This is a genomic window from Streptomyces sp. NPDC005303, assembly GCF_040607335.1.
Taxonomy (GTDB): Bacteria; Actinomycetota; Actinomycetes; order Streptomycetales; family Streptomycetaceae; genus Streptomyces.
Window position 1 is genome coordinate 58,663 of the sequence record NZ_JBEXGM010000030.1, and the last position, 20,147, is coordinate 78,809.

17 protein-coding genes are annotated in these 20,147 nt (G+C 71.2%); 8 read left to right on the forward strand and 9 right to left on the reverse strand.

Features of this window, described 5'->3' with window-relative positions; translation table 11 throughout:
* Positions 1-2: 2 nt before the first annotated feature.
* Positions 3-2,078: a transketolase gene (tkt, locus tag ABZT93_RS31655; protein WP_356111139.1), complete on the reverse strand. Its 2,076-nt coding sequence runs from the start codon at positions 2,076-2,078 to the stop codon at positions 3-5.
* Between the two features lie 146 nt (positions 2,079-2,224).
* On the opposite strand from tkt, the gene ABZT93_RS31660 reads away from it, so the two are divergent.
* From ABZT93_RS31660 to ABZT93_RS31675, 4 genes are all read left to right on the forward strand, one after another.
* Positions 2,225-3,139: an AraC family transcriptional regulator gene (locus ABZT93_RS31660; protein ID WP_356111140.1), complete on the forward strand. Its 915-nt coding sequence runs from the start codon at positions 2,225-2,227 to the stop codon at positions 3,137-3,139.
* Positions 3,140-3,401: 262 nt separating this feature from the next.
* The gene (locus ABZT93_RS31665; protein ID WP_356111142.1) at positions 3,402-4,292 is read left to right on the forward strand and encodes an alkaline phosphatase family protein; all 891 of its coding nucleotides are present in this window, start codon (positions 3,402-3,404) and stop codon (positions 4,290-4,292) included.
* A 5-nt stretch (positions 4,293-4,297) separates the two neighbouring features.
* The gene (locus ABZT93_RS31670) at positions 4,298-5,590 is read left to right on the forward strand and encodes an MFS transporter (protein WP_356111144.1); all 1,293 of its coding nucleotides are present in this window, start codon (positions 4,298-4,300) and stop codon (positions 5,588-5,590) included.
* Positions 5,587-6,609 carry a TolB-like translocation protein gene (locus ABZT93_RS31675; protein WP_356111146.1) on the forward strand — a complete coding sequence of 341 codons (1,023 nt, stop codon included), beginning with the start codon at positions 5,587-5,589 and terminating at the stop codon, positions 6,607-6,609. The genes ABZT93_RS31670 and ABZT93_RS31675 overlap by 4 nt, the downstream gene beginning before the upstream one ends.
* Positions 6,610-6,664: 55 nt before the next feature.
* On the opposite strand, the gene ABZT93_RS31680 is transcribed toward ABZT93_RS31675, so the two are convergent.
* Together ABZT93_RS31680 and ABZT93_RS31685 are read right to left on the reverse strand one after the other, a co-directional pair.
* Positions 6,665-8,050: a glycoside hydrolase family 16 protein gene (locus tag ABZT93_RS31680; RefSeq protein WP_356111148.1), complete on the reverse strand. Its 1,386-nt coding sequence runs from the start codon at positions 8,048-8,050 to the stop codon at positions 6,665-6,667.
* A 1,136-nt stretch (positions 8,051-9,186) separates the two neighbouring features.
* Positions 9,187-9,996: an SDR family oxidoreductase gene (locus ABZT93_RS31685; RefSeq protein ID WP_356111150.1), complete on the reverse strand. Its 810-nt coding sequence runs from the start codon at positions 9,994-9,996 to the stop codon at positions 9,187-9,189.
* Positions 9,997-10,060: 64 nt separating this feature from the next.
* On the opposite strand from ABZT93_RS31685, the gene ABZT93_RS31690 reads away from it, so the two are divergent.
* Positions 10,061-10,846 (forward strand): helix-turn-helix transcriptional regulator, encoded by a 786-nt coding sequence (locus ABZT93_RS31690; protein WP_356111152.1) that lies wholly within the window; start codon positions 10,061-10,063, stop codon positions 10,844-10,846.
* Between the two features lie 3 nt (positions 10,847-10,849).
* Here the strand turns inward: ABZT93_RS31690 and ABZT93_RS31695 are convergent, their stop codons facing one another.
* Together ABZT93_RS31695 and ABZT93_RS31700 are read right to left on the reverse strand one after the other, a co-directional pair.
* Positions 10,850-12,085, reverse strand: a complete 1,236-nt coding sequence (locus tag ABZT93_RS31695; protein WP_356111154.1) for an Ig-like domain-containing protein — start codon at positions 12,083-12,085, stop codon at positions 10,850-10,852.
* Positions 12,086-12,315: 230 nt separating this feature from the next.
* On the reverse strand, positions 12,316-14,418 hold the full coding sequence (locus ABZT93_RS31700) for an MMPL family transporter (RefSeq protein WP_356111156.1): 2,103 nt from the start codon (positions 14,416-14,418) through the stop codon (positions 12,316-12,318).
* 197 nt (positions 14,419-14,615) lie between these two features.
* Between ABZT93_RS31700 and ABZT93_RS31705 the strand changes: the two genes are divergently transcribed.
* Complete coding sequence (locus tag ABZT93_RS31705; protein ID WP_356111158.1) at positions 14,616-15,035, forward strand: VOC family protein; 420 nt, start codon at positions 14,616-14,618, stop codon at positions 15,033-15,035.
* Here the strand turns inward: ABZT93_RS31705 and ABZT93_RS31710 are convergent.
* The 4 genes from ABZT93_RS31710 to ABZT93_RS31725 are packed head-to-tail and all read right to left on the reverse strand — an operon-like array spanning position 15,032 to position 18,153.
* A complete protein-coding gene (locus tag ABZT93_RS31710) occupies positions 15,032-15,700 on the reverse strand; it encodes a response regulator transcription factor (protein WP_356111160.1) in 669 nt (222 codons plus the stop codon). The genes ABZT93_RS31705 and ABZT93_RS31710 overlap by 4 nt on opposite strands.
* Positions 15,697-16,893: a sensor histidine kinase gene (locus ABZT93_RS31715; RefSeq protein WP_356111162.1), complete on the reverse strand. Its 1,197-nt coding sequence runs from the start codon at positions 16,891-16,893 to the stop codon at positions 15,697-15,699. The genes ABZT93_RS31710 and ABZT93_RS31715 overlap by 4 nt, the downstream gene beginning before the upstream one ends.
* Before the next feature lie 58 nt (positions 16,894-16,951).
* Positions 16,952-17,737 carry an IclR family transcriptional regulator gene (locus ABZT93_RS31720; RefSeq protein WP_356111164.1) on the reverse strand — a complete coding sequence of 262 codons (786 nt, stop codon included), beginning with the start codon at positions 17,735-17,737 and terminating at the stop codon, positions 16,952-16,954.
* A complete protein-coding gene (locus tag ABZT93_RS31725) occupies positions 17,734-18,153 on the reverse strand; it encodes a MarR family transcriptional regulator (RefSeq protein WP_356111167.1) in 420 nt (139 codons plus the stop codon). Before ABZT93_RS31725 ends, ABZT93_RS31720 begins: the two co-directional genes overlap by 4 nt.
* Positions 18,154-18,350: 197 nt before the next feature.
* Here ABZT93_RS31725 and ABZT93_RS31730 point away from each other — a divergent pair, with 197 nt between their 5' ends.
* Together ABZT93_RS31730 and ABZT93_RS31735 are read left to right on the forward strand one after the other, a co-directional pair.
* A complete protein-coding gene (locus ABZT93_RS31730; RefSeq protein ID WP_356111168.1) occupies positions 18,351-19,268 on the forward strand; it encodes an SDR family oxidoreductase in 918 nt (305 codons plus the stop codon).
* Positions 19,268-20,143 (forward strand): amidohydrolase family protein, encoded by an 876-nt coding sequence (locus tag ABZT93_RS31735; protein WP_356111170.1) that lies wholly within the window; start codon positions 19,268-19,270, stop codon positions 20,141-20,143. The genes ABZT93_RS31730 and ABZT93_RS31735 overlap by 1 nt, the downstream gene beginning before the upstream one ends.
* Positions 20,144-20,147 lie beyond the last annotated feature (4 nt).

Genomic DNA, 20,147 nt, shown 5'->3' on the forward strand with positions numbered 1-20,147 from the left:
GATCAACCACGCGCGGCGGTCAGTGATTCCCTGGCTGCTGCGGCGACGTTCTCGGCGGTGAAGCCGTACTCGGCGAACAAGGTCTTGGCGTCGGCGGAGGCGCCGAAGTGTTCGAGGGAGACGATGCGTCCTGCGTCACCTACGAAGCGGTACCACGTGAGACCGATACCGGCCTCGATCGCGACGCGGGCTCGCACGGACGGCGGAAGGACGCTCTCCCGGTACTCCCGCGGCTGCTCCTCGAACCACTCCACGGACGGCATCGACACCACCCGGGTGCCGATCCCCTCCGCCTCCAGCTGCTCCCGCGCGGCCACGGCGAGCTGGACCTCGGAGCCGGTGGCGATGAGGACGACGTCCGGGCTCCCGGTGGAGGAGTCCCGGAGCACGTACCCGCCCTTGGCCGCGTCCGGGTTCGGGGCGTACGTCGGGACACCCTGGCGGGTGAGTGCGAGGCCGTGCGGGGCCGGGTCGGTTGCGTGCCGCTTCAGGATCTCGGCCCAGGCGATCGCGGTCTCGTTGGCGTCGGCCGGACGGACGACGTTCAGGCCCGGGATGGCACGCAGGGAGGCGAGATGCTCGACCGGCTGGTGGGTCGGGCCGTCCTCGCCGAGGCCGATGGAGTCGTGCGTCCAGACGTAGGTGACGGGCAGCTGCATCAGCGCGGACAGGCGTACCGCGTTGCGCATGTAGTCGGAGAACACCAGGAAGGTGCCGCCGTAGATCCGCGTGTTGCCGTGCAGCGCGATGCCGTTCATCTCGGCGGCCATCGAGTGCTCGCGGATGCCGAAGTGGACGGTACGGCCGTACGGGTCGGCCTCCGGCAGCGCGTTGCCCTTCGGCAGGAAGGAGCTGGTCTTGTCGATGGTGGTGTTGTTCGAGCCGGCGAGGTCGGCGGAACCGCCCCACAGCTCGGGAAGGACCGGGCCCAGCGCCTGGAGGACCTTGCCGGAGGCGGCTCGGGTGGCGACGGACGTGCCCTCCTCGAAGACCGGGATCGCGGATTCCCAGCCCTCGGGGAGCTGCCCTGCCACGATCCGGTCGAAGAGCCGGGCCCGCTCGGGCTGCTCACCGCGCCACACGGAGATCTGCTTGTCCCAGGCCGCGTGCGCGTCGGCGCCCCGGTCCAGGGCCAGCCGGGTGTGCCGGATGACCTCGTCCGGGACCTCGAAGCTCTTGTCCGGGTCGAACCCGAGGACCCGCTTGGTGGCGGCGACCTCGTCGGCGCCGAGCGCGGAGCCGTGGGCGGCCTCGGTGTTCTGGGCGTTCGGGGCGGGCCAGGCGATGATCGTGCGCATCGCGATGATCGAGGGCCGCCCGGTCTCGGCCTGGGCCGCCTTCAGGGCGCCGTACAGGGCGTGGACGTCGATGTCGCCGTCGGCGCCGGGCTCGATGCGCTGGGTGTGCCAGCCGTAGGCCTCGTACCGCTTCAGCACGTCCTCGGAGAACGCGGTGGCGGTGTCGCCCTCGATGGAGATGTGGTTGTCGTCGTAGACGAAGACCAGGTTGCCGAGCTTCTGGTGGCCCGCGAGGGAGGAGGCCTCGGCGGAGATGCCCTCCTCCAGGTCGCCGTCGGACACGATCGCCCAGATGGTGTGGTCGAAGGGGGACTCGCCCTCGGGGGCCTCGGGGTCGAACAGGCCGCGCTCGTAGCGGGCGGCCATCGCCATGCCGACGGCGTTGGCGACGCCCTGGCCGAGCGGCCCGGTCGTGGTCTCGACGCCGGCGGTGTGCCCGTACTCGGGGTGACCGGGCGTCTTGGAGCCATGGGTCCGGAAGGCCTTCAGGTCGTCCAGCTCCAGCTCGTACCCGGAGAGGTAGAGCTGGGTGTAGAGCGTCAGCGAGGTGTGCCCGGGGGAGAGGACGAAGCGGTCACGTCCGGTCCACTCGGGGTCCGCCGGATCGTGACGCATCACCTTCTGAAAGATCGTGTACGCCGCGGGGGCCAGGGCCATCGCGGTGCCCGGGTGGCCGTTGCCGACCTGCTGCACGGCATCCGCCGCCAGCAGGCGGGCGGTGTCGACGGCACGCCGGTCGAGTTCGGTCCATTCGAAGGTGTCCGGTGTCTGCGTGCTCATCTTCAAGAAATCCTCGATCGGAGCGGGAAAGCTGGTCTGACGTGTTCAAACTTAAAAGTCTGACTTTTACGGGGGAAGGTCGCGGTGTGTCAGCCTGTGGTGAAAGTGGGACACGGATCGCTCCAGGCAGGCGGCACGAGCAGGACATGGCGGACAGAACATCCCAAGGCTCCATCCAAGGTGGAGACGGTGACGGCACAGTGGACGGGATCAGAACGTTCCCCTTCCCCAGCGAGCTGAGTGTGTGCGGAGTCGGCATGCAGGTCGGCCCCATGGGAGAGGGCCGCACCTGGCACGCGGATGCCCCGTTGGAGCGCGTCCACCGCATCGACTTCCATGTGGTGATGCTCTTCGACAGCGGCCCGGTGCGCCACATGATCGACTTCGCCGAGTACGAGGCGACGGCGGGCGACCTGTTGTGGATCCGCCCGGGCCAGGTCCACCGCTTCTCACCGACGAGCGAGTACCGCGGAACCGTGCTCACCATGCAACCGGGCTTCCTGCCGCGGGCGACGGTGGAGGCGACCGGGCTCTACCGCTACGACCTGCCGCCGCTACTGCGGCCCTCCGACGCCCAGTTGGCGGGCCTCACGGCCGCTCTGGCCCAGCTGCAGCGGGAGTACGAGGACACGTCGACCCTTCCGCTGAGCCTGCACACCTCGGTGCTGCGGCACTCGTTGACGGCGTTCCTGTTGCGGCTGGCCCACCTCGCGGCGAGTTCGGCGGAGGCCGGGCGGCGGGCCGAGTCGACGTTCACCCTGTTCCGGGACGCGGTCGAGAAGGGCTTCGCCACGAACCACAGTGTCAGCGCGTACGCCGACACCCTGGGCTACTCCCGCAGGACCCTGGTGCGTGCGGTGCGCGCCGCCACGGGGGAGACGCCCAAGGGGTTCATCGACAAGCGGGTCGTGCTGGAGGCCAAGCGGTTGCTGGCCCACACCGACCTGCCGATCGGGCGGGTGGGGGCCGCGGTGGGGTTTCCCGACGCCGCGAACTTCTCCAAGTTCTTCCAGCAGCACACCGACATGACACCGGCGGTGTTCCGGGCGGAACTGCGGTGAGGGACTTGCGGCGAGGGACCTGCGGTGACGGGAGGCCCGGTGACGGAATCCCGGGGCTGACGTCCGCCGATGACGTCCCGTCAAACCGCGCCCGCCCGATGGCCACTTGACCCGCGCTTTACTGTGCATGACCTGTGCGTGGGGTGATCTTTGCCTGGCGTGGCCCGCGGTTCGCCCTGGCTTCACGCGGACCCGGCCGGGGGCCCCTAGGGTTGCGGCGCCGCTCCCCCCGAACGTCCGTCACTCTGTCCGGAGGACAGTCATGGCCGCCGTCAAGGCACCGCAGCGCAACCGACGTTCCCTCTCCGCACTGGCCGGAGCCCTCGCCCTCACCGCCACCTCGGTCGGCGTGTGGGCCGCCACCGCCTCCACCGCCGAGGCAGCCGCCCTCCCCACCCCCGACCACGTCGTGGTCGTGGTGCTGGAGAACCACGCCTACTCGCAGGTCATCGGCAGCTCCAGCGCCCCCTACCTCAACAACACCCTCAAGGCGGGTGGCGCCACCCTCACCCAGTCCTACGGCCTCACCCACCCCAGTGAGCCGAACTACTACATGCTCTTCTCCGGCTCCAACCAGGGCCGCACCGACGACAGTTGTGTCTCCGTCGGCTCCCTCTCCGCGCCCAACCTCGCCTCCGAGCTCATCGCCGCGGGCAAGACCTGGAAGAGCTACAACGAGTCGCTGCCCAGCCAGGGTTCGACGACCTGCAGCAGCGGCAACTACGCCCAGAAGCACAACCCGTGGTTCGGCTTCTCCAACGTGCCGACGAACACCGCGATGACCTTCGCGCAGTTCCCGACCGACTACACGACCCTGCCCAAGGTGTCCTTCGTCGTCCCGAACCTGTGCAGCGACATGCACGACTGCTCGGTCTCCACGGGCGACACCTGGATCAAGAACAACCTGGGCGCCTACGCCACCTGGGCCACGACCCACAACAGCATCCTCGCCGTCACCTTCGACGAGGACAACAAGCTCTCCGGCAACCGCATCCCGACTCTGTTCTACGGGCAGCACGTCGCCCCCGGAAGCTCCAGCTCCACCACCTACAACCACTACAACGTGCTGCGCACCGTGGAGGACCTGGCCGGCCTGAGCGCCCACGCGGGCAACGCCGCCTCCGCCTCCGACATCACCGGCATCTGGAACTGACGCCGGTGTACCTCGCGGACTCCCGGAGCACGGGTTCCCGCGGCACCGAGGCCGCCGCCGTCCCGGACACCCGTCCCGGACGGCGGCCGGCCGCCGTGCCCGCCACCGTGCTGGCCCTGGGCGCGGTCAGCCTGATCACGGACGTCTCCTCGGAGATGGTGACAGCCGTGCTGCCGCTGTACGTGGTCGCGGGCCTCGGCCTGTCGCCCCTCGGCTTCGGCCTCCTCGACGGCGTCAACAACGGCGTCGGCGCCCTGGTCCGGCTGGCCGGCGGCCACCTCGCCGACCGGGGAGGCCGCCGCCACAAGATCGTCGCGGGCCTCGGCTACGGCCTGTCGGCGCTGTGCAAGCCGCTGTTGCTCCTCGCCCACACCCTCCCCGTGCTCGGTGCCGTGCTCGCCGTCGACCGCACCGGCAAGGGACTGCGCACCGCCCCGCGGGACGCGATGATCTCGCTGGCGACCGAACCAGCGCACCGGGGAAGGGCGTTCGGCGTCCACCGGGCGATGGACACCACCGGCGCGCTCCTCGGCCCGCTCCTCGCCTTCGCCGTCCTGCGGGCCACCGTCGACGGTTATGACGCGGTCTTCGCGGTCAGCGGCTGCGTCGCCGTGCTCGGGGTCCTGGTGCTGGTTCTCTTCGTGCCCCGTCACATCACCCCGGCAGGGGCCGTACAACCGCCGGAGCGGGAACGGCCGTCGCTCCGCGACGCCCTCGGGCTGCTGCGCCGTCCCGAGCTGCGGCGGCTCACCTTCTGCGCGGCCCTGCTCGGTCTGACCACCGTCAGCGACTCCTTCCTCTATCTGCTGCTCCAGCGCGAGGGGAACCTCCCCGCCCATCTGTTCCCGCTGCTGCCGCTGGGCACCGCCGCGTTCTTCCTGCTGCTCGCCGTGCCGCTCGGCGCGCTCGCCGACCGCGTCAGCCGCCGCCGGCTCTTCCTGGCGGGCCACGGCGTCCTGCTGCTCGGCTACGGTCTGGTGCTCTCCCCGTGGCACGGCGTCCCGGCCGTCGTCGCCGTCCTCGTCCTGCACGGCACCTTCTACGCGGCCACCGACGGAGTCCTCGCGGCCGCTACCGCCGCGGTCGTCCCCGCCCGGCACCAGGGGGCGGGGCAGGCACTGGTGGGCACCGGGCAGGCGCTGGCCCGGTTCACCTGCTCGCTCGCCTTCGGCGCGGCCTGGAGCCTGTGGGGCGGCCGGACCGCGCTCGCCGTCACCGCGGCCGCACTGGCCGTCAGCGCGTCCGTGGCCGCGTTCGTCCTGCGCGACACCGCAACCACCGATGAGGTGCCCGCATGACCCGAACGACCCGTCTGGTGACCCTGCTCGTCGCCGTCGTGCTGCTCGGCGCGGTCGGCACCGGGTCGGTGCTGTACGCCGCCCACCGCTCGGGCATGAGGGACCAGCAGCAGGCCGACGGACCGACCGTGCGGGCCGGCACCGTCTCGCTGCGGCCGACGGACGGACGCCGCCTGCTGGTACGCAACCTGGCCTGGGGCCCGCACCGCGACGAGATCGCCACCGTCCCCGCCGACGATCCGCAGGGCCCGCGCACCGCCTCCGGCGTGAAGTGCCTGCGCTTCCACGCGGCGGCCGGCACCGGCATCTGCCTCCAGGCCGTGCACGGCGCGTTGGAGGACACCTACCGCGCGGTGGTGCTCGACGCGCACCTGCGTGAACGGCACCGCTTCCCGGCGGCCGGCATCCCCACCCGGGCCCGGGTCTCGCCCTCCGGGCATCTGGTCGCCTGGACGGTGTTCGTCAGCGGGGACTCGTACGCCGGAACGAACTTCTCCACCCGCACGGCCGTCGTCGACACCCGTACCTGGGCGATCGACGACAACCTGGAGACCTTCCACGTCATCAAGGACGGCCGGACCTACCACGCGGCGGACACCAACATCTGGGGCGTCACCTTCGCCGACGACGACCGCTTCTACGCCACGCTGGCGACCGGCGGCCGGACGTATCTCGTGCGAGGAGATGTCACCGCACGCACCCTCACCACCCTGCACCGCAACGTCGAATGCCCCTCCCTCTCACCCGACGGCACCCGCATCGCCTACAAGAAACGCGTCAAGGGGGCCTCGCCCGACGCCCCTTGGCGTCTGTACGTCCTGAACCTGCGGACTATGAAAGAGACCGCGACGGCCGAGTCCCGCAACATCGACGACCAGGCGCTGTGGGCCGACGACGGCACCCTGGTCTACGCCCTGCCCGGCGACTACGGCTCCGACCTGTGGACCGTACCCGCCGACGGCACCGGCACGGCCCGCCGCCTGATGACCTCCGCGGTCGCCCCCGCCTATCTGGGGTGACACGGCACCGCCCCGCGAGACCGCACAGGCGGCCTCGCGGGGCTCAACCAGCCTTTCAGTGACGGAAGTTGAACCAGTTCACGTTCACGAAGTCGGCCGGCTGGCCGCTGGTGAAGGTCAGATAGACGTTGTGGGTGCCGGTGACGGAGCTCATGTTCGCCGGGACCGTTCTCCAGGACTGCCAGCCACCGGTGTTGGCGAGGGCGAAGCTGCCGATCGGTGTGGCGGTACGGCTGTCCAGGCGCACCTCGACCAGACCGCTGACCCCGCCCGCCGCGCCGCTCGCCACCCGCGCGACGAACTGAGTGGCCGCCGTGGAGCCGAAGTTGACGTTCTGGTACAGCGCCCAGTCACCGTTGGCCAGGGAGGCGATGTTCTGGCCGCCGCCGGTGTCGGTCGTGGTCTCGGTACCGACACCGCTCTGGCCGTTGTAGGACTCCGCCTGGATGGTGCCATAGGCGTCGACACCACCCGAGGGCGGCGGCGTGGTACCGCTCCCACTCGCCGACAGCACCTGGACGTAGTCCACGACCATGGGCACGCCGGACTGGGTCCCGGAGTCGAGCCCACCGCCGAACGCGTCCGGGAAGGCGCCGCCCATCGCCACGTTGAGGATGATGAAGAACCCGTGCTGGGTGGCGTTGGCCCAGGTCGTCGCGTCCACCTGGCTCGCGTTGACCGAGTGGAACTGGGTGCCGTCCACCAGGAAGCGGATCGTCTCGGGGCTCACCGAGCGGTCCCACTCCATCGTGTAGGTGTGAAAGGCCGACTGGCAGGTCGAGCCGGGACACGCGACGTTGTTGCCGATACCCGTCGTCTCGTTGCAGGGGCCGCCCGGGTTGGTGCCGCAGTGCATCGTGGCCCACACCCGGTTCATGCCCTGGACGTTCTCCATGATGTCCAGCTCGCCGACGCCCGGCCAGTTCTGGTAGTTGCCGCGGTAGGGCGCGCCCAGCATCCAGAAGGCGGGCCAGTAGCCCTCGGCCGCGGTGCCGGTGACGTTGGGCATCTGGATGCGTGCCTCGACGCGCAGCTTGCCGCCGGACGGGGGCTGGAAGTCGGTGCGGTTGGTCTCGATGCGGCCCGAGGTCCAGTTGCCGGCCGAGTCGCGCAGCGGGGTGATGCGCAGGTTGCCGTTGCCGTCGAGGGCGACGTTGCTGGTGCTGTTGGTCATCCTCTCGACCTCGCCGGTGCCCCAGTTGGCGGGGCCGCCGGGGTAGGAGGTCCCGGTGGCGTACTGCCAGTTGGAGGTGGAGACGCCGGTCCCGGCGGAGCCGTTGAAGTCGTCCAGGAAGACCTGCGACCAGCCCGTGGGAGGCGTGGGTGCGGAGGCGTCGGCGGGGAGGGTGGCGGCCGTCGCGAGGGCGGCGGCCAGACCGAGGGTGCTGAGTACGGCGACGAGGGCCCGTCGCCGTCTGGGTATGCCGGAGGTTTCACTCATGGGGGTGCCTCTCGGGTACGGGGTGGGGTGCGGGGTTGCGTGCGGGGTTGCGTGATCTTCGAGCGCACTGTCTGAGAGCGCTCTCAAAGTGCGCCCAATGTGCTCTCGGCCACTCCGGGCGTCAAGAGGTGAAACAGTGAAAGTCGCCGCGCCCCAGGTGAGTTCACCCCGTGAATCCGACTCCACGGTCCCGGCGCGCGGGATTCGACGCGGTGCCCGGTGCAGGTCGTCGGGTCGGTCTCCGGCGTGGGTCCGATCCGCTCGAGGTCCAGTGGGGGCGCTGAGACGCGGGCCTCGCGTGGGCCCGGTCGGTGAGCGTGGGCAGGGCGAGTGCAGCGGTGGTCGGATGGTTCGCGTCGACCGGGGCCCGGCCCGGATGCCGTTTGCAGTCAGGTCTCGGCTCGGGGGACACGCGACGCTTTCGATCGAGCCGGCGCCCCGTGCGAAACCACCGCGCCCCCGGGCGCCTGCCCGGGGGCGCACTGGCAGTGTGCTTGCTGAACTGCCGTGTGGTGGGGTCGCATTCGGCGGTGGGCTTCCGTGGTGAGTGGGTGTCAGGTGTTCGGGGTGTCCAGGCGGGGTGCCAACCCTGGGGGCCGCCCTGGCGATGTGCTCGCCGGACTGCCGTGTTCCGACGTCGCGACAGGTGGTCAGGCACTTATCGCGAGTGGGCGCCAGACGCTCCAGTGTCCAGCGCGGCGCCCGCCCCGGGGCCGTCCTGTCAATGCGTCAGCCCAACTGCCGCGTGTTGGCGTCGGGTTCAACGGTCGGGCCTTCGTGGCGGGTGGGTGTCAGGTGTTCCAGCTGTCCAGGCGGGGCGCCCGCCCTAGGGGCCGCCCCGTCGGTGTGTCGGCCCAACTGCCGTGTGTTGGCGTCGGGTTCGACGGTCGGGCCTTCGTGACGGGTGGGTGTCAGGTGTTCCAGCTGTCCAGGCCGGGCGCCCGCCCTGGGGGTCGTCCGGTCGGTGTGTCGGACCAACGGCCGCGTGCGGCGTCGCGTTCGACGGCAGACCTTCGTGGCGGGTCGGTGTCAGGTGTTCCAGCCGTCCTGGCGGGCCGCCCGCCCCGGGGCCACCCCTGGGCCCGCCCGGTCGATGTGTCCGCCCAACTCCCGTGTGTCGGCGTCGCGACCGGCCGTCAGGCCTTTGTGGCGAGTGGGCGCCAGGCGTTCCAGGTGTCGAGTCGTTGCCGGTAGGCGGCCTCGACGACGGGATAGGGGTACGTGCCGAGAAAAAGTCGCAGGGGTGGCTCGTCCGTGTCGGCCAGTTCGAGGATGACTTCGGCGGTGGCCGCGGGGTCCTGGGGTGCGCGGGCCGCGGCCCCGGCCCGGCGTGCCTCGCGGATCGGCTCGTAGGCGGCGAGGGGTTCGGTGTGCACCGCGGAGGAGCCGGACCAGTCGGTGCCGTACGGGCCGGGTTCGACGATCGTGACGCGGACGCCGAGCGGGCCGACCTCCTGGGCGAGCGCCTCGCTCATGCCCTCCAGTGCCCACTTGGAGGCGTTGTAGAGGCCCAGGGAGGGGAACGCGGCCAGGCCGCCGATGCTGGACACCTGAAGGATGTGTCCGGCGCCCTGGGCGCGCAGGACCGGCAGAGCGGCCTGGGTCACCCACAGCGGGCCGAGCACGTTCGTGTCCAGCTGGGCGCGGGCCTGTTCCTCGGTGGTCTCCTCGACCATGCCGAACAGGCCGTAGCCCGCGTTGTTGACGACCACGTCGAGGCGGCCGAAGGTGTCGGCGGCCCGCTGCACGGTGGTGAAGGCGGCCGCTCGGTCGGTGACGTCGAGGGTGAGGGGCAGGACGCTGTCGCCGTAGGTGTCGGCGAGGGGCTTCAGGGACTCGATGCGGCGGGCGGTGGCGGCCACGCGGTCGCCTCGGGACAGTGCGGCCTCGGCCCAGATCCGGCCGAAGCCGCGGGACGCGCCGGTGATGAACCAGGTCTTTTCCATGCCCTCGACCCTGCGCCCTCCACCCGACGGCAGCCAGCACCCCCGGAGGGTTACCCTTCCCGGCATGGCCGCCGACAACGCGTTCGGAGAGTTCCTCAAAGCCCGTCGGGGACGGATCCCGCCCTCGCGTGCGGACCTGCCCGCGCACGGCAGGCGCCGGGTCGCGGGACTGCGTCGCGACGAACTGGCCCGGCTGGCCGGCATCAGCGAGCCGTATCTGACCCGTCTGGAACAGGGCGTCGACCAGCATCCGTCACCGCAGGTGCTGCGGGCGCTCGCCCGGGCGCTGGAGCTGGACACAGACGCCTCGGCGCACCTGTTCGCGCTCGCCGCGCCCGGTCCCGTACGGCCGACGGAGACCGAAGTGGCCCCGGACCTGCACCAGTTGATCGACGCGTGGGCGGGCACCCCGGCGTATGTGCGCGACCGGCGGTTCGACGTGCTGGTCGCCAACAAGTGGGCCCGCGCGCTCGCCCCGATGTACGAGCCCGGGCGCAACCTGGCCCGGGACATGTTCCTCGACCCGGCGGCCCGCCGGCTGTTCCCGGACTGGCCCGGGATCGCCGCGCAGACGGCCGCCGCCCTGCGCGCCGAGGCCGACCCGCGCGATCCCGGGGTCGCGCGGCTCGTCGCCGAACTGGAGGCGGACGGGGACTTCCGTGGCCTGTGGGCGCGGCACGACGCGCGGCCCTCCCGAGACGAGCTCAAACGCTTCGCGCATCCGGTCGTGGGTGAGCTCGCCCTGCGGCGGCAGGCACTCACCGTCGGGGGCGCCGAGCAGCAGGTGATCATCGTCTACCAGGCGGTGCCGGGAAGCCCCTCCGAGGCCGCGCTGGCCAGGCTCCTGTGACCTCTAGACCGCGCTGCCGGCCTTCCAGTCCGACCACGACAGGTTCCAGCCGTTGAGTCCGTTCGACGGCTCCACCGTCTTCTCGCCGGAGTTCTTCACGATGACGACGTCGCCGAGCATCGAGCTCTCGTAGAACTTGTAACCGTCCACGGAGCTGTCGTTCGCGCCCTTCGCGTCGTGCAGGCCGACGCAGCCGTGGCTGGTGTTCCGGCTGCCGAACACCGAGCCGGCCGCCCAGTAGTTGCCGTGCACGAAGGTCCCGGACGTGGTCAGGCGCTGGGCGTGCGGGACGTCGGAGATGTCGTACTCGTCGCCGAGTCCGACCGTGGAGGACTCCATGCGGGTCTGCTTGAACCGCTCGCTGATCACCATGATCCCGGACCAGGTGGTGTGGTCCGGGTCGCCGCCGCTGACCGGGTAGGTGGCGATCTTCTCGCCGCCCCGCTTGACGACCATCTCCTTGGCGGCCAGGTCGACCGTGCTGATCTGCTCGCGGCCCATGTGGAAGGTGACGTCCTTCGACTGCACGCCGTAGACGCCGTCCGAGCCCTGCACGTCCTTGAGCCGCAGACCGAGCGTGATCGTCGTGCCGGGCGCCCAGTAGGTCTCGGGCCGGAAGTCGACCCGGGTGTCGCTGAACCAGTGGCCCACGATCTCCACCGCGGGCTCCGCGGTCACGGTGATCGCCTTCTGGACGGCGGCCCTGTCGGACACGGCATGGGTGAAGTTGATCGACACGGGCATGCCGACACCGGAGGTGGAACCCGCCTCGGGGGTGAAGTAACCCACGAACGTCTCGCCTGGAGACCTGGTGGTGAAGTTCGTCGTCTCCTCGGTGCCGCCCGCCGTGGTGACCGTGACCGTGTACCTGGTGCCCGAGTACGGGTTCCTCGACGAGGTCCATCTGGTCTTCGTGTCGTTGTAGGACCCGGTCAGCGTGGAGCCGTCGTTGCCCGTGACCTGCACCGAGGCGAGGGTGCCGTCGGTGACCGCGACCTCGACGGGGGCGGCGAAGTCGGCCTTCGTGGTGCCGTCCACCGGGGTGACCGAGACGACCGCCTTCTTGGTCGCCGCCCGCACGGACGCGGTCGCCCCGGACCCCTGGGAGGCGTCCGCCGAACCGCCGCCGCACCCCGTCAGCAGGGTCGCGGCCGGTACGGCGCCGAGCGCGACCAGGATCCCGCGCCGGGACCACCGCTCCGACTGCTCGGACCGGTTCGTTATGTGCGAGTCACCCACTGCAGGCCTTCCTGAGACATCCGCCATTGCAGCTGCATCGTGCGCCTCGCACCTTGGGTGATCCTTTGAATCGCCGGGCCACTGGCTGAGATTCCGATGAGGAGACCCTGAGGAGAGGCCTCAACCGGTACGCGGACACCCGCGGAGGCACACGGTGGCAGCGCGGGCCTCCGGGGCCAGGCCTGCTCCGGCGCTCGACGTGAGCGCCGGAGCACCGCCGTCCGTCGCCGTCAGACGTTCGTCGACACGGCCCCCTCGGGCGTGGCCGTCTCCCGCAGCCCGAACCATTCATGCGCCCTGCGCAGCGGCTTCGGCGCCCACCAGGCATGCCTGCCGAGCAGCGCCATGGTCGCCGGGACCAGCAGCATCCGTACGACCGTCGCGTCGATCAGCACCGCCAGGGTCAGGCCGAGACCGATCTGGAGGATCGGGGAGAACCCGCCGGTCATGAACGCGCCGAAGACCACCGCGAGGAGCAGCGCGGCACAGGTGACGACCCGCCCGGAGCGGCGCAGCCCGGTCACCACGGCTTCCTGGTCGTCCCCGGTGCGCTGCCGGGACTCCCGCATCCGGGCCAGGATGAACAGTTCGTAGTCCATGGCGAGCCCGAAGGCGATCGACACGATCAGGGGCGGGGCGGTCAGGCTCAGCGCGCCCAGGCCCTCGCCGCCGATCAGCCCGGCCCCGTGGCCGTCCTGGAAGACCCACACCACCACGCTGAGCGCGGCGCCCAGGCTCAGCACGGTGGTGGCGATCGTGCGCAGCGGGATCAGCACCGAACCGGTGAAGGCGAACAGCAGCACGAAGACGGCTGCCAGGACGGTCAGCGCCGCCCAGGGTGCCCGATCGGCGAGCATGGCGCGGAAGTCGACCAGCCGGGCCGCGACCCCGGTGACCTCGACGGGCTCGTCACCGCGCACCTCCCGCACCCGCTCGACCAGGCCGGTGGCCGCCGTGCCGTCCACCGTGCCGGGCGGTTGCAGTTCCACGACGGTGTTGCCGCCCGGCAGATCACGGGACTCGGCGTTCGGCACCAGGGCGCGGATGCGGTCCGCGGTCGCGGGGTCGGTGCCGGGCTTGAGGACGACGACCACGGGAGAGACCCCGGTGCCCTTCGGGAAGTGCGCGTCGACGGTGTCGTACAACTGCCGTGCCTCGGTGCTGGACGGCAGCTGCCGGGCGTCCCCGATGGCGATCCGCATGCCGGTCACGGGCAGGGCAAGGAGCAGCAGGATCGGGACGAGAGCGACCAGGACGGCGGCCCGGCGGCGCTGTGCGAAGCGGGCGAGGCGGGCGAAGACACGGCCCTCCTCGTCCTCGGAGCGTGTCTTCGGGGGCCGGATCCCGCCCCCGAACTTCGTGAGCAGCGCGGGCAGCAGTGTGACCGCGGCCAGCATGTCGACCACCACGACGGCGGCGACGGCCAGGCCCATGCTGCGCAGGAACACACTCGGGAAGACCAGCAGTCCGGTCAGGCTGACGGCCACGGTGAGCCCGGAGAACAGGACGGTCCGCCCTGCCGCGCCGACCGTGCGCTGCACGGCCTCGACGACGTCGTCCGTGTGCCGGCGTTCCTCCCGGAAGCGGACCAGCATCAACAGGGCGTAGTCGACGGCGAGTCCGAGACCGAGCATGGTGGTGACCTGGATCGCGTACACCGAGATGTCGGTGACCTGGCTGAAGGCGAACAGTCCGAGGAACGCGCCCGCGATCCCGCTCACCGCGATCACCAGTGGCAGCGCGGCGGCGCGCAGGCCCCCGAACACGACCAGCAGCAGGGCGAGTACGACCGGAAGGGAGATCAACTCGGCGTTCTTCACATCCTCCTGGGCCCGTTCGCCGAGCTGTCGGCCGAGCAGTTCGCCGCCGCTGACGTGGACGTCGGGCGCGTCGATCCGCTTGATCGTCTCGACGGCCGTGTCGGTCGCCTTCTCCTCGGCCTCGTCGCTGAGGCCGCCCTCGAAGGTGACGGGGATGATGAGCGCCTGTCCGTCACGGGCGGTGAGACCGTGAGTGGTGTACGGGTTCGGTACGGCGGCCACCCCGGCGATCTTCCGGACCTCGGCGACGGTCCGCTCGACCTGGGCGCGCAGGGCCCTGTCGGAGACGGCCTCGCCCGCGACGACCGCGGTGACGGACTCACCGGACGGGTCCACGCCGGAGAGGTAGTCGTCGGCCAGGTCGGACTCGGTACCCGGCACGTCGGGCACGTCGTCGGAGAGATCGGCGAAGACGCCCGTCCCGAGGCCGAAGCCCAGCAGCAGGAAGGCGGCCCAGAGGCCGATGACGGTCAGCGGGCGGCGGGTCGCCGCCCGGGCGAGGGTGGAGAGCACGGGGGCCTCCCGGCGGGTTGGCGGTGGTCGATGGCACCCTCAGACTGCTGCGGTGGCGTGCTCACCGGATCGCCGGGGCGGGCGGTTTCGGGGCATCCGTCATACGGGTGAGGCGGGGTGGCTCCTCACTCCCGCGGGGGAGGAATCTTCGGTACCGGTCGGGGAGTTGAGCTGGGGGACACCATCGAGGAGGCCGTATGTCCGAGGTACCACCCGCCGTCCGTGAACTCCGTCTCGTCGTCACGGCGGATGACTACGACGAGGCGCTGCGTTTCTACCGGGACGTCCTCGGGCTGCCGGAGCGCGCCGCGTTCTCGTCGCCCGACGGGCGGGTGACCATTCTGGAGGCGGGGCGGGCGACGCTGGAGCTGACCGATCCGAACCATGCCGCGTTCATCGACCAGGTCGAGGTCGGCAGGCGGGTCGCCGGGCACATCAGGGTCGCCTTCGAGGTCGACGACTCGACCGCCACCACGGCCCGGCTGGCGCAGGCGGGGGCGGAGGTGGTCGCCGAGCCGACCCGTACGCCGTGGAACTCCCTCAACTCCCGCCTGGAGGCGCCCGGTTCGCTTCAGCTGACCCTGTTCACCGAACTCGGGGACCAGCCCGGGGACTAGGGCGCGCCCGGCGTCACCAGTCCCGTCTCGTAGGCGCGGATCACGGCCTGCACTCGATCTCTCAGCCCCAGCTTGCTCAGGACATTGCTGACATGGGTCTTCACCGTGTGCTCGCTCACGAACAGGGTCGTGGCGATCTCCGCGTTGGACAGGCCCCGGGCCAGCATCCGCAGGGTCTCCACCTCGCGGGCCGTCAGGACGTCCAGGCGGTCCGGGGTGGCCCCGGTGGCGGCCTCCTCGCGGCGGCGGCGCACGATGTCCGCCACCAGGCGGCGGGTGACGGTCGGCGCGAGCAGCGAGTCACCGCCGGCGACCACGCGGACCGCGTGCACGAGGTCGTCCCGGCGCACGTCCTTGAGGAGGAAGCCGCTGGCTCCGGCGTACAGCGCGTCGTACACGTACTCGTCGAGGTCGAACGTGGTCAGCATGACCACCTTGCAGCTCGACTCGGAGCACACCCGCCGGGCCGCTTCCAGACCGTCCATGACGGGCATCCGGATGTCGAGGAGCAGTACGTCCGGGGTGTGGCTCCGCACCGCGGCCACCGCCTCGGCGCCGTCCCCGGCCTCGGCGACCACCTCGATGTCCTGCTGCGCCTCCAGGATCATGGTGAAGCCGCTGCGGACCAGCTCCTGGTCGTCGGCGACGACCACCCGGATGCTCACCCGAGGGCCGCTTCCCGGTCCGCGCCGGCGGGCAGCCGTACGACGACCCGGAAGCCCCCCTCCGGGCCGGGACCGGCCTCCGCGCTGCCCCCGCAGGCGGCCGCGCGCTCCCTGAGACCGATCAGACCGTGGCCGCCCGCCGGGTCTGCGTGGCCCCTGCCGTCGTCGGTCACCGTGAGGGTCAACTCGTCCTCCGCCCAGTCGAGTTCCACCTGTGCGCAGGAAGCGTACGCGTGCTTCACCGTGTTGGTCAGGGCTTCCTGTACGGCTCGGTAGGCGGCGACCTCGGTGTCCGGAGGCAGAGGGCGCGGCCTGCCCCGGGTGGTCGACTCGACCCGCAGTCCCGTCGACTCGGAGACCTGCCGGACCAGGGACGGGAGCCCGGCGAGATCCGGTTGCGGCAGCCGGGTAGCGCCACTCCGGCGCTCCTCCTCCTTCAACACGCCGAGAATTCGCCGGAGTTGGGTCATCGCGTCCCGCCCGCTGGCCGCGATCGCGTCGAACGCGGCCTCGGCGCGGGCCGGATCACTGCGCACCACGACGGGTCCTGCCTCCGCCTGGACGACCATCAGGCTGACCGCGTGCGCGAGGATGTCGTGCATGTCCCGGGCGATCCGGGAGCGTTCCTGGGCGATCGCCCGCGCGGTCTCCGCGGCCCGCTCCCGTTCCAGCCGGCGCGCCCGGTCCTCGACGGCGGCGGTGTACGCGCGCTGGACGCGGGCCAGTACGCCGAGCCCGTAGGCGCAGATCATGCCGGTGATGTGGAAGGCGTACTCGAAGGGCTCGGAGTGCTCCTTGTGCTGCATGGTGACCACGGCCCCGATCAGCCAGCTCGCCAGCATCGTGCGGCGCTGCCAGGGCAGGCCCTGGGCGGCCATGGTGTAGAGGACGACGAGCCCGCCGTAGAGCACGTCCGGCGGTGGCGCGTGGTAGTAGGCCATCGCCGTGGTGGCCGCCGAGACGGCCAGGGCGCACGCGTAGGGGAAGCGGCGGCGCCAGACCAGGGGGACGGCGGTGGCGGCCCCCAGCAGCCAGCCCACCAGGCTCAGCGGGTCGTCGCCCTCGTCCGGGAACATCCACTGCAGGGACGCGGCGAACAGCACCAGCACGGCGAGCGCGCTGTCGACGACGTACGGATTCGTCGTCCTCAGACGGGTCACGACGGGGGCGTACCAGGACCGGGCGGCGGACATGAGCGGCTCCTCGGGGCCGGGGCCGTTCCAGTATCACGACGCCGGTGGGGCCGGGGCCTCACCGGTGAGAGGGATATCCGGCGCTCGAACGAGGCGCGTCCGTGGGCTGCCAGCCCAGCGCCCGTGAGATCCCGAGCGCGGCGAGCCGGACCGCCGGGATCAACGCCGGCACCTGGGCGTCGGCCTGGGGCACGACGACCGACACGGCCGCGACCACCGTCCCGTCGGGTCCGCACACGGGGGCGGCCACCGACAGGGCGTCGTCGGTGACCTGGCGGCTGCTCACCGCGACGCCGGTGCGCCGGACCTCGGCCAGTACCCGGCGCAGCTTCGCCGGTTCGGCGATGGTGTACGGCGTGAAGATCGCGAGCGGTGCCGTGCAGTACTCCTCCTGCTCCCGCGGCTCGCCATGCGCCAGCAGCACCAGGCCGACCCCGGTGGCGTGCAGCGGCCAGCGCGCGCCCACCCGGATGTGCACCCCGACGGACGAGCGCCCCGAGATCCACTCGATGTAGACGACGTCCGAGCCGTCGCGCACCGCCAGCTGCACGTTCTCGTGGGTGGCTTCGTACAGGTCCTCCAGGTACGGCAGCGCCAGCTGTCTGAGCCCGACGCCGCGCGGGGCGAGCGCGGCGACCTCCCACAGGCGCAGTCCGACGTGGTAGATCCCGGCGTCGTCCCGCTCCAGCGCGCCCCAGTCGGTCAGCGCGCCCACCAGCCGGTGCGTGGTCGTCAGCGTCAGCCCGGCCCGCCGGCTGATGTCGGTCAGGGACAGCGCCGGGTGGTCGTGGTCGAACGCGGCCAGCACGGACAGCAGCCGGTCGGGGGCGGAGCGGACGGTCATGGCTGGTCGGCGACTCTCAGCAGGAGGGCCTGGAGGGTGTCCCGCTCGGCGGGGTCCAGCGGCGCGAGCAGGTCGTTGGTCACCCGACGGCCCGCCTCGTCGGTGCCGCGCAGGAAGGCCCGGCCGTTCTCGGTGAGGACGACGATCTTGCTGCGGCGGTCGTCGGGGGAGGGGCGGCGCTCGGTCATTCCCAGTTTCTCCAGGTCGTCGACCAGGCCGACGATCGCGCTGGGGTCGTAGCCGAGCTGTGAGCTCAGCTCCCGCTGGAGGGCGCCCTCGGAGCCGGCGAGATAGCGCAGCACCGCGTAGTGCCGCAGTCGCAGCCCCGACTCCTGGAGGAACGTGTTGAACAACTGGCCCGAGCGCAGACCCAGGCGGTACAGCAGGTAACCGGTGTCCGCGTGCAGCCCGCGCATCCACGGCTCCTCCGAGTCGATGGGCTTCGGGGTGACGTGCTGGCGTGTGATGGCGGGCTCCTCGTGCTCGGCGGGTCAGGGAGATTCCAGCATGACGTACCCGAAGGTCTCCAACAACTATTGACGTCACCAATTATTGCTCTTAGCTTCGATCTCGTAGCCGCACCCCAAGCATCAGCTCGTGAAGGGACCCGCTCGTGCCCAGCATCGATCTCTCCGGCAAGGTCGCCGTAGTCACCGGCAGCGGCCGGGGCCTCGGCCTCGCCTATGCGCACGCCCTCGCCGCCCACGGCGCCTCCGTGGTCGTCAACGACGTCGACGAGGCCGTGGCCGAGGCAGCCGTGAAGTCCATCGCCGAGGCGGGCGGCACCGCCGTCGCCGAGGTCGTCCCGGTCGGCACCACCGAGGCCGCGGAACGCCTGGTCAACCGGGCCGTGGAGGAGTTCGGGCGGATCGACATCCTGGTCACCAACGCCGGCATCCTGCGCGACAAGGTGCTGTGGAAGATGACCGACGACGACTTCGACGCGGTGATCACCACCCACCTCAAGGGCACCTTCACCTGCGCCCGCGCCGCCGCGGTCCGGATGCGCGAGCAGGGCGAGGGCGGCACCCTGATCCTGGTCGGCTCCCCGGCCGGGCAGCGCGGCAACTTCGGCCAGACGAACTACGCCGCCGCCAAGGCCGGCATCGCCGCCTTCGCCCGCACCTGGTCGATGGAGCTGGGCCGCGCGAACATCACCGTCAACGCGATCGTGCCCGTCGCAGCCACCGCGATGACCGAGACCATCCCCGCCTTCGCCCCGTACATCGAGGCCATGAAGAACGGTGAGCCGCTCCCGGACTTCCTCCGCAAGGGCGAGGGCTTCGGCACCCCCGAGGACTGCGCGGCCCTCGTCCCCTTCCTCGCCTCCGAGGCCGCCCGCTCCATCACCGGCCAGGCCATCGGCATCGGCGGCGACAAGGTGGCACTCTGGTCCCATCCGCAGGAGATCAAGACGGCGTACGCGGACGGCGGCTGGACCCCCGACACCCTGGCCGACGCCTTCCCCACGTCGGTCGGCGCCGAGCTCCAGACGGTCGGCATCCCGGCACCGAAGCTTCCGGAGGCCTGATGGACATCGACGAGCTGGTCGCCATCGACGTACACACCCACGCGGAGGTCTCCTCCAAGGGCCACTCCTCGCTGGACGACGACCTGCACGACGCCTCCTCCGCCTACTTCAAGGTGGAGGGCAAGCGGAAGCCGACTCTTCAGGAGACCGCCGCCTACTACCGTGAGCGGAAGATGGCCGCCGTGATCTTCACGGTGGACGCCGAGTCCGCGACCGGCACCGCGCCGGTCCCGAACGAGGAGGTCGCCGAGGCCGCGGCCGCCAACTCCGACGTGCTGATCCCCTTCGCCTCCATCGACCCCTTCCGCGGGAAGGCGGGCGTCAAGCAGGCCCGCCGTCTGGTCGAGGAGTACGGGGTGAAGGGCTTCAAGTTCCACCCCAGCATCCAGGGCTTCTTCCCCAACGACCGCTCGGTGGCGTACGACCTCTACGAGGTCATCGAGGAGACCGGCACGATCGCCCTCTTCCACACCGGCCAGACGGGCATCGGCGCGGGCGTCCCGGGCGGCGGTGGCATCCGCCTCAAGTACTCCAACCCCCTCCACGTGGACGACGTGGCGGCCGACTTCCCGCACCTGAAGATCATCCTGGCGCACCCGTCGTTCCCCTGGCAGGACGAGGCCCTCGCGGTCGCCACCCACAAGCCGGGCGTGCACATCGACCTGTCCGGCTGGTCGCCGAAGTACTTCCCGCCGCAGCTCGTGCAGTACGCGAACACGCTGCTCAAGGACAAGGTCCTCTTCGGCTCCGACTTCCCCGTCCTCACCCCCGACCGCTGGCTCGCCGACTTCGCGAAGCTGTCGATCAAGGACGAGGTGAAGCCGAAGATCCTCAAGGAGAACGCCGCCCGTCTGCTCGGGCTGACCAAGCCGTAAGGGG

Coding starts and splice junctions, on each gene's coding strand:
- tkt (WP_356111139.1), bottom strand. CDS start 2,078: ATGAGCACGCAGACACCGGACACCTTCGAATGGACCGAACTCGACCGG.
- ABZT93_RS31660 (WP_356111140.1), top strand. CDS start 2,225: ATGGCGGACAGAACATCCCAAGGCTCCATCCAAGGTGGAGACGGTGAC.
- ABZT93_RS31665 (WP_356111142.1), top strand. CDS start 3,402: ATGGCCGCCGTCAAGGCACCGCAGCGCAACCGACGTTCCCTCTCCGCA.
- ABZT93_RS31675 (WP_356111146.1), top strand. CDS start 5,587: ATGACCCGAACGACCCGTCTGGTGACCCTGCTCGTCGCCGTCGTGCTG.
- ABZT93_RS31680 (WP_356111148.1), bottom strand. CDS start 8,050: ATGAGTGAAACCTCCGGCATACCCAGACGGCGACGGGCCCTCGTCGCC.
- ABZT93_RS31685 (WP_356111150.1), bottom strand. CDS start 9,996: ATGGAAAAGACCTGGTTCATCACCGGCGCGTCCCGCGGCTTCGGCCGG.
- ABZT93_RS31690 (WP_356111152.1), top strand. CDS start 10,061: ATGGCCGCCGACAACGCGTTCGGAGAGTTCCTCAAAGCCCGTCGGGGA.
- ABZT93_RS31705 (WP_356111158.1), top strand. CDS start 14,616: ATGTCCGAGGTACCACCCGCCGTCCGTGAACTCCGTCTCGTCGTCACG.
- ABZT93_RS31715 (WP_356111162.1), bottom strand. CDS start 16,893: ATGTCCGCCGCCCGGTCCTGGTACGCCCCCGTCGTGACCCGTCTGAGG.
- ABZT93_RS31720 (WP_356111164.1), bottom strand. CDS start 17,737: ATGACCGTCCGCTCCGCCCCCGACCGGCTGCTGTCCGTGCTGGCCGCG.
- ABZT93_RS31725 (WP_356111167.1), bottom strand. CDS start 18,153: ATGCGCGGGCTGCACGCGGACACCGGTTACCTGCTGTACCGCCTGGGT.
- ABZT93_RS31735 (WP_356111170.1), top strand. CDS start 19,268: ATGGACATCGACGAGCTGGTCGCCATCGACGTACACACCCACGCGGAG.